Consider the following 15,270-nt stretch of genomic DNA (forward strand, 5'->3'; position numbering starts at 1 on the left):
CCAGGTCGGTCACCACTGGCTGAACAGCGCAACGTGCTTGTCGTGCAGGCGCGTTCCAATCTCTGGCGATCTTGACCCGCGGTGGTGTACTGGGTCCGCCTCCTTCACCAGGTGCCGGAGATACTGCCCCTACCTGCCTGGCTCTCGGGATTACCCTCAAGGCCCTACTCCCACGCGTTCTGCCCTCACCCCTTTGCCCCCTCTCACCCACTGTTTCCGCCCTCACCCCCTGACCCCCTCTCCCACACTCAGTGGGAGAGGGGGGCTTCCCTCACCCCTTAGCCCCCTCTCCCGCACGGAGCGGGAGAGGGGGTTGGGGGTGAGGGTTGTCTCTGCGGGAGAGGGGGTTGGGGGTGAGGGTTGTCTCTGCGGGAGAGGGGATTGGGGGGTGAGGGTTGTCTCTCCGGGAGCGCGGGTTGGGGGTGAGGGTTGCCTCTCCGGGAGAGGCGGCTGGGCGCGAGGGGTGTCCCTGCAGAAGAAAGGTGGTTCCCTCTGTCCCGCCAGATGGGCCACGGGTTGGGAGTGAGGGCTGTCTGTGCGGGATGAGGGTGGCCTGCGGAAGCGGGAATGGGAGAGTGAGGGTGGTTGCAACGGGAGAGGGAGGTTGCGGGATGGCGGTGACCTTCGGCAGCTGGGTTGGGGAGCGCCCGCAGGCGAGCGAAGCAGGGAGTATCAGACGCGCAATGGGTAGGGTAGGCTCATGAGATGGAACGACACCGCGGGGTGTCGGGCAGCCGAGACCCCGCCATCGATTAGTTCGCGGTGATCCCCTGCAGTTGCGCCACCGCCACGGTCGAGAAGAGCGCTAGCCCCACGTACCAGCGCACCCGCCACCGTCGGGCGTTCTTGGTCTCCAACGCCCCCACTTCCTCCACCGTGATTCCGCCGTTTTCCAACCCCATCAGCCCACTCGGCCCAAACTTCACGGCGTAGATCGAGGAGAGGTTCGTCCCCGACCCCAGCGTCTCGTCGTCCGGCACAAAGTCGTCCACCAGCACCGGGATACCATCGTAGGTGACAATCCGCTGCCCGAACTGATCGATTTCGCTTTCCAACACCGTGCCGCTGCTGCGCCGCAGTTGGGCCAGCTTGCGCCGCGTACGCTTGGACATGAGCAGCGCGTCCGGCTTGCCCGGCTTGACCAGGTCGATCAGCTGGTCGAGGAGCTCCAGCGTGAGGCTGCCGCCGTTCGGCCCAGGCTGGATCGTCTGGCTGGCCGGCACGAGCTTGCGCAGCCCATCGAACTGTTTGGGGTTGACCACGCTGTTACCCCGGTAGAAGGCCTGCAGGAAGGCATGGGCCACTGCCTTCGCCTTCTGCTGCAGCACCACCGCCTCGAGCTGGTTCGGATCGCGGTAGGTCTGCAAGAGAAAATGATCGATATCAGCGTCCCCACCGAGGATCTTGAGCCCGGTCGTGACCTGCTCAAACGTGGGAGTCGATTCTGTCCAGGTATCACCGACATCGTAGAACTCGGCGGCCGGGAGGGTCGCTTCGCGGTTGTACGTCAGCCCGGTCCCAACGACCTCCATGAACGGCAGCCGCTGCAGCACCGGCGACTCCATGACGATCGTCTCGATCACCCCACGTAGCAAGAGGTCATTGGTCAACTTGGCCGCTTCTGCCTTGGTCAGTGCCATCGGTCTCCTCCTTCCTCGACAGCAACGCTCTCGACTTCCGCTGCCGCAGCAAAACGCGCCTGTACGCCTGACCCATCGCCGGGCCAGTAGTGCAGTGCCGGATCGATTGCAACGGCACCGCAGTCCGCAGCTGCCCAGGCAACACAAGGCGGGAATTGCCGGCGATGCAGCCTCTGGCGCCCGCGGTTGCCAATGACGCCCGGGCACACCACTGACAGCCCGGTGCAAAACGCTGTCTGAATTCCCCACGCCCCGGCGGGGCTCGCGCGCAACCCGGTGCCCCCGGCTGTACTCCCCACGCCCCCAGTGGGGGTGCCGCGATTCAGCTCAGTCGTTCACGAATGGGCCGGTGGTGGGCGACAGGTCGATTGCCCCTCCCAGTGGCGGTGATGTGTCCGATGGTGCATGATGGTCCCGGCAAATGTGGCCGGGGCGCAACCGCGGACCCGCGGCATCATGTGCCCAGGGCTTGACGTGCCCCGGGTTCGCAACCCGGACTTTCAACCCGCAGCCTGAATTCCCCACGCCCTGACGAGACTAACGTGGAACCTGGTGCCCTGGGGCTGAATCCCACCCCCGGTGGGACACATCCGAGCCGACTTCAGCCAGTATCGGGATTCAGCCCAGGCGTTCACGAGCGGGAGCTAGTGGCCAATCGGTACCGCCGTCTCATTTCAACCCGGCCGTTCATACGGCTGGGCGCATCAATCGGCCGTTCACGGCTGGGCTGGCACGGACCCCTGCAATGCATCACAGGGTTGGCATTCTGCGCACCGCAACACATGGACCAAACGGCTGCGGGCCGACGCAGGAGCGCTCAGACCATGCCAGGGAGGGTCTCAGGCCGACCAGGCCTGTAAACGAACGCTCAGGCGAGGAACCCGAGGAGCCGCTTCTGCCTCGGCCGCTCGAGTCGCCGGTGAGTGACCACCCGTAGTCATCGCGAGCGCTGAGGTCGCCTGCCTCATGGCACCGACCGTGCTCGCATACAGAGCGAATGACGCTCGGGAGGTCACGCTCGCTGACGAACAGAACGCCAAATTCGACCTGCCAGGCGAAGGCTTCGCCGAACTCCTGCGCGCGCCAACGGGAACGTGCCCCCTTCACACGCCCGATCGCCGTTGCCAAGGCGTCGCGTGTGGGGACAGGACACGACACGGTGGACCTCGTCACGAGAGCCGCCAACTGCGTGCCCGACCACCCCGTGGCGATGTGCCGTGCGCGCGACTGTGGACCAAACGATCCGTTCACCCTCAGGGGAGCTGAACGGATGACGCTCTCGCGTTGACCACATCACGCGGTCAACGCGACGCCACTATGGCACAGCTCCTCCATTCTCGCCCAGCCGGCCATCCACTCGCTGCAGTGCTACCACGGCAGCCCATGTTCTCCCAGGGCAAGAGGCCTAGCGATCAGGGGCGGCGTATCTCATCCCCCGCTCACCCAACGCGGACAACCCGCACGCTGCGCGGGAGCGCCGCGCCAGCACGCTCACGGGCGCTTCGCACTGCAGCCAGCGCTGCCATCAGCGGCTCGGTCGGTCCTTGGTGGCGGGCCTGCACGGTGACCACCTGTGTCAGCAGCGTCTCAACGGCTGCGGCGAGGAGATAGGCTTCCTCCGCTGGGTCCGTCAGCGGCAGGGTTTGGTCGGGCTGGGTGACGAGCTCCCGGGCAAGGTGGCAGCGCAGCTCGACCGTGCCGATGACTGGCTCACCCAGCAGCAACGTCCCATTCCAGACAGCCCAATGATCGAGCGGCCGTCCCTTGACGAGCACAGCCCAGACGCGCCGCACCGTACTGGGCAGCGGGAGTTGGTCGGTACCGGCTGCGGCCAACGTGACGGTCCCCTGCCGTGGAGCCAGAGCATCAAGCTGCGCGAGCGCCGTGACGAGTGCTGCATCCAGGTCGGCGTCGGTCACGGCCGTCGGAGGAACCAGATCACCGAGCCAGCGACGGAGCGCCAGCCGGGCCTCAGCCAGCGTCAGCGTCATTAGTCACACCCCTTCCCTGACCACCGGTCGTCCACCGTGGCCCCCGCTCAGCTAGGCGGCCTTCCAGCACCGCGGCTGGGCAAAAACACTGTCCGCAGCAGTACCTTCGGCAGCCGCAGCGGAAGGGCAAGACCAGGAAACGGTACTGGTCTCACCTGATGCTGGAAGACTCAGGGACACCCATGGACCACATCGGAGCGCTACGCAGGAGCATCGAGTGCGCCTGCCCGCAAAACGGTCCCGAGCTGCTCGAGTGCATGGTCAGCATCGCACTGGAGCTCCAAGCGGAAGCAGAGAGCGCAGCAGACGATTCGCATCCCGTGTCGTGCATGGTGCACGTGGGCTGTGACGTCAAACCCACGCTCTCGCCGATCAACTGGCGCACCAGCGCTTGCCACAGCGCGATGGCATAACGCGCAGGAGAGGGCAACAGCGCGTGCATGGCGCGGCGAGCATCTGCGTCCTGCACTTGCCCGTCAGAACTCACAGACCGGCGGCACGCTCCGCCTCGACGCGCTGGAGCTCCGCCTCCGGGTCAAGCGCCCCGAGCTCCCGGGCCGCAGTCAGCCGCGAGCGGATGCCAGCTCCCACCAGGGCCACCTGGACACGTGCCGCCCGCTCGTCGTCCACGGGGAGCGTCGGTCCCCAGACCAGCTCGACGGCACGGACGCCGTGAAACTCGGCACCACCAAAACGCTCGGCCAAGTCGAGCACCCGCCAGGCACGTTGGCGCAGTGCTCGTTCCCAAGCCCGCCGCTTGCGTTCCACCTTATGGACTAATGGTTGCAGCTCCAACTCCAAGGCCGCGCCGGAAAGGTCCCGCCCGTGGTCGCCAAAGGCGGCTCGGGGGACCTCAGCCAGGTCATGGAGCACCTGGAAGAGGAGGCGCACGTACTCCAGATGGAGCGCGACGCCACCGCCACTCAACATGTCGAGGAGATAGGCACGGCTGCCCTCGGGCAGTTCCCAGATAGCCCCCTCCTCGGCCCGGATCCCCTCGCTGGCCGTCACGTTCTCGAGCACGACGATCGGGTTGCCGCTGACCTGCAGGATGCGTGAAAGGACGGTCATCCGCCGATTGATCTCCCGGCAGATGTCGATGAGATCAGCCAGGTCGCTTTCTCCCCAGACGTCGCCCGGGATTGGGGAATTGGGCACGAGCACGTAGGGAATCCACCCGTAGGGATTGGGCCCGTCATGGACGACCTGTCCGCCCACGAGGAGTCGATAGCCCTCGGCCGTCCATTCCTCGCGCACCGTCACCCACCCTTCCGGACCCAGCGCCGGGAGCTTGAGCCCAAACACCTGCTCCACCGCGCCCAGCGTCAGCGGATACTCGTGCGCGAGCGCCACCACCTCACGCACGTCATCGGGACGGGACGCAACGACCAGCTGTGCCGGATCGACCGCAGTCACGCGCGGGCGACGACGTTCCTGATCCCACGTCACCTTGAAGGCAGCATCCCCCAGCACCGCAGCATCCAGCGCCGCTGCGTAATCAAGCCCATGCCAGTCACTCTCCCCGGCCAGCTGGGCCAGGTAGCGCTCTGCCGCCGCCGATTCCGGCACGCTGTAGCGCACTGGTCGACTGAACAGGACACTGGTGACCTTACGCACCAAGGCCCGGGCGTAGTTCAGGACCAGGCGTGTCTCCCCAGGACGCGGTCGATCCGGCCACTGCCGACCTTCCCAGAAAGCCAGATACTCACGATAGCGCGCCCAACGGGCCCGATCGGCCGCGGTGGGCTCCAGGGGCACTGGGTCCATCAGCGTCTCCTTCCTTCGGAGATCCGGTCAACTGGCAAGGGCCGCACGCGATGCCGCCGCCGCGGCGCCCTCTCCCGGCAACTCCTTCTCAACCCGCCATTCCGATCCCGCCCGCCCGGCGCGACCGGGATAGCGGCAGCAGGCAACGCCGCAACCTGGTCGTCGCGATACCGGCCCAGAAACTCATCTGCAGGCACCACTCTCAGCCCCTCACCCGCAGGGCCACCCCTGTCCCCGCTCCGGTGGTTGCCCGCTCACTCCCGGCCGCGCTCCTGCAGGCTCTCCTCACCCCCGTCTTTACTCCTGCCAGTTCCCCGCACCGCCATCACCGCTCCCGTCGGCTCCCCTCACCCACAACCCCCTCTCCCGTAGGCTCCCCTCACCTGCAACCCCCTCTCCCGTCGGCTCCCCTCACCCCCAACCCCCTCTCCCGCAATGTGCGGGAGAGGGGGCGAAGGGGGTGAGGGTGGTAACCGCGAGAGGGGGCGAAGGGGGTGAGGGTGGTAACCGCGAGAGGGGGCAAGGGGGTGAGGGTGGCAACCGGGCGGGAGAGGGGGGTGAGGGTGGTAACCACGGGCAAGGAGACGAGGGTCGTGCCGGGGCTAGGGGTGAGGGCCGGGACCACTCCCCACCCGCCCGCGGGCCACCCGCGGGCGCCAGTCCTCGTCGTCGAGACACGTCGTGAGTGCAGCACTCACCGCCAGGTCATCGTGCGGCTCACCCCACCAGCGGAGCAGTCGTCCCGGCCCCGGAGCAACGACTCCCTTGAGGCTGGCCAACTCGGCCAGGAACGCCTCCGACAGCGCCGCGAGTTCTGGCGGCGTCGCCGGATCCAGGGCGTAGTCACGGTAGCGACCACTCTCAACCAGCCCAATGAAGGCCCAGCCCAGTTCTGACTTCACCCGTGGGCTGAAGACAATCGGTCGCACCCGCTCGCCGAGGGCCTGTCGGAGGAAGCTCGCCAGCCCCGCCCCGATGCCGGTGGCATCGACCACCACCCGTTCAGCGCGCCACGCCCGGGCCAGTCGCACCAACTCCTCGTACTGCCGCACCTGCCGCAGACCGACCCACCGTGCTCGCCACACCGCCTCATAGCGCGGCCGCTCACCGGGGACGATCCGCACCACCGTCAACGCTGTCGCATCACGGCGCACGGTCGGATCGGTCCGGAGCTCCTCCTGGCTTGCCTCGTCTTCCCCCGCGACGTCGACCAGCAGCGCGTAGCGCTCGCCGGCACGCGGAGCGAGCAGTCCGGCATGAGTACCGCGCACCAGGGCCAGTCGCTCCGGCGGGAAGAGACGACCCTGACCGGCCAACTCCTCCAAACAGTACTCAGTGCGGATAAATGGATGCCCTGGGCCCAACTGGGCGATCCGCTCCTCGACGTGGACCTTGTAGGCTGGCAGCGTGGCGGCCACCACCGTCCAGGGGACGCGCCAGACACGCCGCTGCCCGTCATCCTGTTCGAGCGCCTCGAGATAGCGCAGCTCCCGAGCCAACAGCGAATCGGCGTCCCATGGCGTGCCGAGGTAGAGGGCGGGAGCGCCGGTCGAGGCGGCCATCGGAGCAAAGGCGCTATCCCACCGGTCCGGCCGGATATCCTGCGCCTCGTTGGCCACCAAGAGGAGCGATGCAGTCAGGCCTCGGACGTTCGCGCTCGGTCCAGCAGAGACATAGCGCACGACGGCGCGTCCCAAGGTCACGCTGCTGCCACTGACCTGAGGCATGAGCTCGAGCGCTGTCAGGAGTGCTGCCAGCCGCGGCGAGGTGAGGACCGCCCGCAAGCGTTCCCGTGCCACGACACCTTGCGGCCGCCACGAAGGGAGTGCCACCACAATCTCACCCCCGCGGCGATGATAGCGGAGCAGCAGCCAAGCCAAGAGCTGCGCCAACGCCTCGTCCTTCCCCGACTGCCGGCTGAACAGCCACACCTGCGCGTGCGGTACCGCACGGTCCCCCCGCGCCCGGCCCACAACCATCGCCGCCGTAGCCACTACCGGCCCAACTTGGTAGGCACGGAGGGCACGCTCCGGCAGGAGCTGGTGCGAGAACGCGACCGGATCAGCCAGAAGGCAACGCAGAACGTGCTGGGCAACGGTCATCCCTGTCCTGACGGAGCGGCGAACTCGCGCCGGAGAAATCGCGTCGTCTCATACGCCCCAGTCGCACCCAGTCCCAGGAGAAGCGTCGCCACAGCCCAGCGCACCACCGGCTCAAGAACCGGCATGAATGGCAGCGCTTCCGCTGCACCGGCCACCAGCCCGGCCGCCACCAACGTCGCAAGCGGCGCATACCGGGTGGGCAACCCGACCCGCTTTGCCGCCTCGACGACGAGTGGCACCAGCACCACCGCAGGGACACCCGCTACCAGCAGCGTCTCGGTGAAGAACGGTTCGGTCATCGCACCCCCTTCCCATCCTCCTGCACCGTCCACCGTGTCACCACAGCAGCCCGATACCGCCGACAGCAACAACCCGCAGGGCGACGCGCGTGCAACGCCTGCCCCAGAGACGAAGCGGTGCAAACCGGAGTGGCCGCCCACCGTGCCGCGCCAACGCACAACTCTTGCTCCACCGCCCCAGCGCGGTCGGTCACCGTCGGGTTCTTCTCAGGGCACCATCGGCAGGAAGCACCGCGCATCACGCACCGCGCACAACCGCATCATCTCCTCCATGTCATGCGCTGCCCGCCCCGACGCCACGGCCCGTCCTGCTGCTCACTGCCACCAGCGGAGGAGCAGCTCCAACACTACCGCCCCCACGACGGTCGTGAACAGTTGGTCCAGCCGCCGCTTGACGTCGGCAACATCGCGGGCCAACTGCTCGACCATCTGACGGGTGACGAGCTCATAGGCAGTCTGGGGCCGATCAGGCAGCGGCTGCTCACGGCGGCCGCTCACGACCCGCCGGAGCTGGTCGATCCCGGTCGGTCCTCCCTCCATCACCCCGCTCCTCGCGCATCGCGTGCGCACCACGCCGAACCAGCGGCCCGGACACCACCGCAACCCCATCGAGCTCCATGTTCGCCGCCCGCACACCGCCTGACCACGGTGGCCGCCCGCGCCTACCATCACCGTGCCGAACCGTGAACGGCACCACCGGCGGGACCGCGCTCAACTGCGCGCTGCTGGCGCCTCTACCTCGCCCGGCCGTTACCGGCCGATTCGTCTGCCCGGCCGCGTTTGGCACAGGGATTCGGGCGGCGAAGAACGACTGGTTGATCCGGCCCCACCGTGACCAGCCGGTTCATGCGCCCGACCATGATCGGTCGGTGCACTGCTGCGACCGCATACGACCGGGTGATGCGCCCGGCCGTGAACAACCCCCAACCCGGTACACGCCGTCTCTCGTCAGTTCCCGTCCACGGGGGCTTCGGGAATACAACCCGGGATTTCACCCCCGGGCCATTGCACTCCCCCGCCACCCGGGTTTCCAACCCGGACGTAGTTCATCCCCCGCCCCATCCGGATGTCATGCCCCGTCATGCTCACCGCCCGCCCTCGCCCTCCCCGAGCCCGAGCTCCACCAGCAGTTGGGTCAATGCACCAGCCAGATCATCCGCCTTCCGACCAGCCAACAGCCGTTGGGCCCGCAGTGCCCGCACCTCCACGTCGATGAGCCGCGCCACATGGCTCACCAGGCGGCGCGGATCCGGCTCGGCCAGCAGCACCTCACCTAACACCTGACGCAGTGCCTCGATCTCTCGTTCGAGGTCGTCGGTTGCCGCCTCCGCCCGTAACAGAGCCAAGATCCGCTCCGCCAACTCGGCTCGCTCGACCGGTACTTCCACTTCCTGCGACTCGGGCACTGTGCGGCGTTGGCTCGCAGTGCGTCGGGTGCGGCGACGCGCGCCCACCGACTCGCTCACCCATCACCTCCCTCCGCGCGCCGTCGGGCCAAAAGCTCGGCACCGAGCCGCCGCAACAACACCTGCTGCCCCGGCGGCAATTCGTCGTGCCGCTCCAAGCAGGCACGCTCAAACCACTGCACCAGGTGTTCGTGCCCGTCCTCACACTGCTCTCTCTGCTCGCTACTCAGGGGATACCCAAAGAGTTCCAATCCGCCACGCTGCTCACAGAACGTCAAGAAATCGCCCCGTACCCACTGCCCCGTCTCTGGGAAAAAGCGCCCCGCGCGCACTGCCAAGAGCGCTGCCACCCGCTGCTGAAACCCAGCAAAGCCGCTGGCCAAGAGCCGCCGTGGACACCGCTTCCCGCTCCAGCGCTGGTGCGGCACCACCCGCTCGGGGCCGAGCTGGAAGGCCTGGCAGAGCACCGCGGCCAGCTGGGCACCATGCTCTTGCGTCCGCTGCCAGTCGGAGCCAGCGTGCACACAGAGTTCAATGGCCAGCGAGCTTCTGTTTCCCGGCCCGTTCGGGCCGTCCCCCGCATGCCAACCGATCTCGGTGGTGGGGAGCAACTGCACCACCTCCCGGTCATCAACCACAAAGTGGAAACTCACCCCTTCCCGGCCGCCCCCCGCATGGACGAAGCGCCGATGCGCCTCGGCATCAGCCCCCGGCGCTTCGTTGGCCGTCTCATGGATCGTGATCCACTCCGGCCGCAGCGCCAGCCCCGGCCGATTGCCTCGTCCCCGCGCCACCCAGTCGATGCGGAGCGAGATGCCAGGAAGCGGTTCCTCCGCGTGCCGGGTCACGAACGCACGCAGTGCTGCCGTATAGGCTGCGGGATCATTCCCGTCAGCGGCCGGCGCCCACCGCGGGACGATCGCCTCCACTATCTCCGCTCCCTGCCGACGATAGACAAAGCCGGGATCAACGAGCCGCCGGGCCAGGTCGCGGAAGCCTGCTTCCCAGGTCGGGTACCGCCAAAACTGCCCGCGCCCGGGCACCGAGACTGCATCCCCCTCGCCGGTGCGGCTGGTGCGGGTGGCACCGGGATTCTTGAGGTCATACCTCGGCACCAGCCCCACCGTGCCAAAGCGCGACTCGTGGTGGAAGATCGCGAGCGCAAAGAGCGGATCCACACCCTCGCTCGCCACCGCGGCCCAGCAAGCGTCTGCCTCACTGGCAGCGGGAGAGCCTGCCGCCGCGAGCACCGCTGCGAACCGCTCCCGGCTGATCCGCGGCAGGACTCCGACCACACACAGTTCCCCACCCATCACAACCCCTCTCCCTCGCAGCACACTGCCGACGGCACACCCAGCCGTATCGTCGTCCAAAGCGATGCTGCCGCGTCACTGACCCGGCGCGCCAGACCGAGTGGTCGTCTGCCCGCCGGAGCGAGCTCGGCAAGCGGCCGCTGGCCACCCCACCGCGGGATGCACGAACACCCACGAATCACGCAGCCCCGGTCATCGGGGCCCCACGGCTGGGGGCAGGACCGGCATGACTGTGCGGACATCGCTCTGTGTCGTCACGCCACGCGGCATCCAGAGCTCGTGACCCCCAGACCCTCAGCTCCCCCGCCCGGCAATCGCGTGCCGGATTTTCTCGAGGGGCGAAAGGCGAGCCACCGCTTCCCCCTCGACCCGCCGTGGTGCGCCTGCCGCGACCGGTGTCCCAGCGTTGGCCTCTGCAAGGAGCCGCTGCCGCAGCTCCACCGCGCGCTCTGCACTCGCAACAAGCGCCTCCAGCGTCTCCCCCTGCACCAGCTCCGGGAGCGCCTCCGGATACGCCCGCAACACAAGCGACCGCAACAGGTCCAGCGGCACGCTCGCCGTCAACGGTGCCGCGCTGTCAGGAATGCCGCCTGTCACCGGGTCCCCTGTCAGGGCGCCCTCTTCCCGGGTAGTGCGAGACTCCCCCAGCGCTGCTGGCTCCCCACGCGCCGGCGTCCCCTCTTGGTGCACGCCCGCTCGTCCGGCCAATCCCGACCCCTGCCCCAGGACATCCTCGCCCGTCCGTGGCCTCTCGTCAGCGTCCCTCCCCGGCTCGACGTTCACGACGTCTCCCCGGCTCTCCACCTCCGCGGTCTCCAGTCCACCGTTGTCCCGCATGGCCTCTTGGGTCATACCACCGTCTCCTTCCCACCCTCCATTGGCCGATGCCCCGTGAGCGCAACGGGGGCATACAGCCGCGCCACGCGCCCGGGTGAAGCCCGCCGTGCTGCCGGGAGTCCTCCAGAAAGGTGCCTCCATAAAAAAGACACAGCAGAAGCGAGGCAAAAGCGGACAGGGGGTGGTGTGAACGCTCAGCCGCGGACACTGGACCCACGGGAGATCCCGGCCCCGAGCGGACCGGGAGCGGTGCGAGAGCGCAGCGAGCTCCGTGCATGCCCTGCTGCGGCCATCCCATCAGCAGGAGCAGCACCGGGTGAACGTGAAGCTCGCCCGTGCGACGGGTCCACCACAGACTGCGAGGATGATCCAGCAACCCAGAGCCAGGCAGTCCGCCCCGGGGAGCATTCGACGGCGCCTCCCAAGGGAGTTCGCCGAGTGGTGGAGGCGGACACGACGGGACCGGATGGGCGGGAACGGATCCGGGGCCGGGATGAGGGAGCTGGCAAACGTGCAGCGCACCTGGCCGGACAGAGGTTGGCGGCGGGCACACCGCGCACGCCCCGGCAGGGCCTGATCAGTGCAACGAGTGAGCTCGCTGACGCGCTTCCCCGGGCACGGTGCAGCCGCACGTGTCCTCTTGGCAGGACACAGCTTCCGTCCCAGCAGCGGCGCAGTCGCTGCAGTCCGCCGGCGACCAGGCCAGCGCGTCTGCTCCCTGCCGTTCCCGCACGCCCCGGCCCCAAGGTACACTCCCGCTCCACGCGTGATGACCGCGGCACGCCACAGGCGGGCAGCATCCGGCGTCCCCCACGCGGCGGCGGACATTGCAAATTCCCGGGTTCCTCAACCGCGCTTTCCCGATCATATCGCAACGCCTTTCACGGCGCCCGTCAGCCCTTTAGCAATCGGGATGGTGGCCGGCGCAACGCCCGCTTCCCCCACCACGCACGGCAGCGCTTCACGGTGGAGCACCCCACCGGTGCTCCACAGCCGGGTGACCTGCCGCCCCGAGTGTGACGCGCGTGCTGCTGGACGTTACCGTCTGGTCGGCAGAAACCCTGACGGGTGTTTGGGCACCCACCGTACGCCCGCATTCTCTCGGCGCAGCAACGCTGCCACCTGAAACCCTGGAGGTGCCCGTCCACCGCGTTGCCGCCCCATCGCCTGTCTCTCGCCCGGCTGTCACGTGCTGCCAACACCCCGGCAGGCGCCGTCCTCGGCCGCCCGGCCTGCATCGGCGATGGACAGGATGTCAATACCGTTGCCGCGATCACCCCACACCAGGCCATGCACCACTCCGTCCATCTTGCCGCAAGGCGTCGTGCACGACTCAAACAGCACCGAGTCCGCCCATGGGAGAAGCGAAATCCAGTGACATCCTGCGCTCCTCGCTTGCCCTCGACCGACACACTCCCCCTCAACGAGCGAACAACGGGGCGCTGCACTCGTGCCTCCCAGCGCGGGTGCACCACCTCTCTCCCCATCTTCGGTCCAGTGCAGCGTGCTACCCAGCCGTTCGCGTCGGTCCGTTAGCCCGTGTCTTCCTGGTCCGCATTCCCCGAGAGGACAAGCCAAGCCGCTTCCACACGGCTGGCTACCCCAAGCTTCCGGTAGGCCCGCTCCAGGTGTGTCCGTACCGTCCCGATCCGCACCCCAAGCTGGAGAGCAATCTCCTTGTTGGTCAGTCCCTGCAGTGCCAGCTCCAGGACGTCGGCCTCGCGCCGCGATAACCGGTACTGCACTACCAGCCGCTGCCGCAGATCCACCGGCAGCAGCGGCACGTCGGTGGTGGCTGCCCCGACTCGGTCGTCCCCAAGTCCTGCCCCGGCTCCGCCGAGAACACCCTGGCCAGACACTCCAGGAGCTCCCGGAGGCATCGCCTTCTGCCCCTGTGGTGTCAGGCCAGCGCTCTCCTCCAGTCGGCCCGGGCCCGGTGGATCGAGCTCGTCGAGCGCCACCTGTCGGGCCATGCGCTGTTCCTCCCGCACAACCAGGCTCGCTGGATCACTCGGCACCAGCAGCGCAGCGCCGAGCAGCCCCAGCATCGCCACCAGCGGGCCGCCAATCGTCGGCACCAGCCCCTCACTCGCCGTCGTCAGAGGAATGCCCAGGCCGAGCGCGAGCACCATGACCCCAAGCCCCACGGGATACGCCCGCCCCCAGCCACGCTCCTCCCCCAACCGCGTCCACCACCCGACATCCAGGAATGCCCAGCAGCCGACTGCCGTGGCAGCAACCAGCGCCGCGCCCCGACCCACGACCCATCCCACCAGCGACAGCGCCAGGAGAAACAGCCCAGCTCGCACGGCCGGTCCAGCCTGCCCCAACCCCGCCAGTACTGCGGCCAATGGCAGCAGGAGCAGATACGGCACGACCCCCACCCCTCCGCCACCCAGACCGGGCAGCAACATCCCATAGGTCAGACCGCCAGCCAGATAACAGGCCCCAACGGCCACGAGCGACCGCAACCCAGGCCACGAGACCGGCAGCGGACCCGGCCGCACCAGCACTCCCTGCCCAGCAACCAAGAGTCCCGCCAATCCACCAGCCACCCGCAGCAGCGACCCCGGCGTGGTAGCGTCCAGGAGGAGCAGCGGCAGATTGGCCAGCGCCGCGCCCAGCGCCACCGCCCACGCCCGGCGTCTCCCCTCAAGCCGCCCCAGCTCCCATCCTGCTGCCGCCACCGGGAGGGCCACCAGGACCCCACCAAGCAGCAGCGTGAAGAGCGCTGCTCGACCACTGAGCCCCACACCAAGCAGGCTCACCGCCGCCACGGGTAACCCACCCCAGCGCGCCACGGCAACCAGCTGACGGCGTGCTATCAGCCCCACCACAACGAGCCCCGCACCGTGCGCCAGCGCAACCCCGGTACTCGTCCCCGGCCCCGCCAGATGCTGCCCGACCGGGCCAAGCGGCACCAGGAGGATCCAGCTCATCGGCAGCGCCACGGCAACCCCAGTGCGCACCACCGGACGGAACTCGCCCGGCCCCATCCCGTCTTGCTCTCCGCCGTCGGTCATGCCCGGGACCGCTCATCCCAAAGCGACCGAACACTGTCTCCGAACAATACAGCAGGGAAGCCGGGCCACCCCCGAGTATACGCCAGCAGTCGCACCCCGACCAATCGTCGCCAACCGCCACGCGACCGGCGCTGGCCCACAGGCCAGAACGGTCGGTGCAACCTGCTCCTCCGTACGCACGAGGCATTACTCCTGTGCCCCCGCAGTTTCCCACGACGCCAGACACAGCGCACCGCTCTTCACACCAGCCTCTCACCCAGGGTCCAGCAGTGCTACCCTCTTCCTCGGGGCCGCTCGCCTCCTCACCGTGCTGATCCAGAGCCCTCGAGGCCACAGGTGGCCCACCAAGCCGGACACGGTGCCTCCATGCCGACCACCTCCCCTGTCCTCCCACCGGCACCGCTGGCCGCACACCCGGCACTCTGCGACCGACCAACTCCCACCCTCACACCGTCGCTCCGGCACTCGCCTCCGTTCCCGGCCCCGTCCCCCGCTAAGCTCCCGCCCCGCCCTCTCCGCTGCTCCCTGCGCCCAGCCCGACCACCCACGCTCGGTCCCCCAGCCACTCCCTTTGCTCCCTACCCCCCACCTCCCCCAAAACACTCCACCGTCGCGCAGCCCACGCCCACCTGTTCCCCCTCTCCCTCGCACCCCGTCACACGTCCCACTTCTCCCCCTGTCGGTCATGCGACGGACAGTCCCACCACCCCTGGGGCCCACCGCACCCGCCTCCCCTCCCCCGATGTCCGTCACACGGCGGATACCATTCGCCCGAACTTGCCACTACGCTGGGAGAGAGCAATGGCGCCGTTCTCTGGAGAGGGCCTGCCACCGCGCGGGTCAACACCGTTGCGCGGCGTCAGCGGGTGGCTGTGCATCCCCGTAGCGGCCG

At 68.4% G+C, this 15,270-nt stretch carries 11 protein-coding genes; all 11 read right to left on the bottom strand.

Going from position 1 to position 15,270, the window contains the following annotated elements:
• Positions 1 to 752: 752 nt before the first annotated feature.
• Positions 753 to 1,640, bottom strand: coding sequence for a major capsid protein (locus tag NET03_RS04840; RefSeq protein ID WP_252127766.1), 888 nt, complete (start codon positions 1,638 to 1,640; stop codon positions 753 to 755).
• Positions 1,641 to 3,079: 1,439 nt separating this feature from the next.
• On the bottom strand, positions 3,080 to 3,631 hold the full coding sequence (locus tag NET03_RS04845; protein ID WP_252127767.1) for a hypothetical protein: 552 nt from the start codon (positions 3,629 to 3,631) through the stop codon (positions 3,080 to 3,082).
• 483 nt (positions 3,632 to 4,114) lie between these two features.
• Entirely contained in the window at positions 4,115 to 5,398 is a 1,284-nt protein-coding gene (locus NET03_RS04850) for a phage portal protein (protein ID WP_252127768.1), read from the bottom strand.
• Between the two features lie 602 nt (positions 5,399 to 6,000).
• Positions 6,001 to 7,500, bottom strand: a complete 1,500-nt coding sequence (locus tag NET03_RS04855) for a phage terminase large subunit family protein (protein WP_252127769.1) — start codon at positions 7,498 to 7,500, stop codon at positions 6,001 to 6,003.
• Positions 7,497 to 7,799 (bottom strand): hypothetical protein, encoded by a 303-nt coding sequence (locus tag NET03_RS04860; protein ID WP_252127770.1) that lies wholly within the window; start codon positions 7,797 to 7,799, stop codon positions 7,497 to 7,499. The genes NET03_RS04855 and NET03_RS04860 overlap by 4 nt, the downstream gene beginning before the upstream one ends.
• A gap of 315 nt (positions 7,800 to 8,114) precedes the next feature.
• A complete protein-coding gene (locus NET03_RS04865; protein WP_252127771.1) occupies positions 8,115 to 8,339 on the bottom strand; it encodes a hypothetical protein in 225 nt (74 codons plus the stop codon).
• A gap of 545 nt (positions 8,340 to 8,884) precedes the next feature.
• Complete coding sequence (locus NET03_RS04870; RefSeq protein WP_252127772.1) at positions 8,885 to 9,265, bottom strand: hypothetical protein; 381 nt, start codon at positions 9,263 to 9,265, stop codon at positions 8,885 to 8,887.
• Positions 9,262 to 10,518 carry an N-acetylmuramoyl-L-alanine amidase gene (locus NET03_RS04875; RefSeq protein ID WP_252127773.1) on the bottom strand — a complete coding sequence of 419 codons (1,257 nt, stop codon included), beginning with the start codon at positions 10,516 to 10,518 and terminating at the stop codon, positions 9,262 to 9,264. Before NET03_RS04875 ends, NET03_RS04870 begins: the two co-directional genes overlap by 4 nt.
• Before the next feature lie 294 nt (positions 10,519 to 10,812).
• Positions 10,813 to 11,370 carry a hypothetical protein gene (locus NET03_RS04880; protein ID WP_252127774.1) on the bottom strand — a complete coding sequence of 186 codons (558 nt, stop codon included), beginning with the start codon at positions 11,368 to 11,370 and terminating at the stop codon, positions 10,813 to 10,815.
• A 1,170-nt stretch (positions 11,371 to 12,540) separates the two neighbouring features.
• On the bottom strand, positions 12,541 to 12,699 hold the full coding sequence (locus NET03_RS04885; protein WP_252127775.1) for a hypothetical protein: 159 nt from the start codon (positions 12,697 to 12,699) through the stop codon (positions 12,541 to 12,543).
• A gap of 188 nt (positions 12,700 to 12,887) precedes the next feature.
• Positions 12,888 to 14,378 (bottom strand): helix-turn-helix transcriptional regulator, encoded by a 1,491-nt coding sequence (locus NET03_RS04890; RefSeq protein ID WP_252127776.1) that lies wholly within the window; start codon positions 14,376 to 14,378, stop codon positions 12,888 to 12,890.
• Positions 14,379 to 15,270: the final 892 nt, after the last annotated feature.

Origin of the sequence: Thermomicrobium sp. CFH 73360 (assembly GCF_023806465.1) — a bacterium.
In the GTDB taxonomy this organism is placed as follows: domain Bacteria; phylum Chloroflexota; class Chloroflexia; order Thermomicrobiales; family Thermomicrobiaceae; genus Thermomicrobium.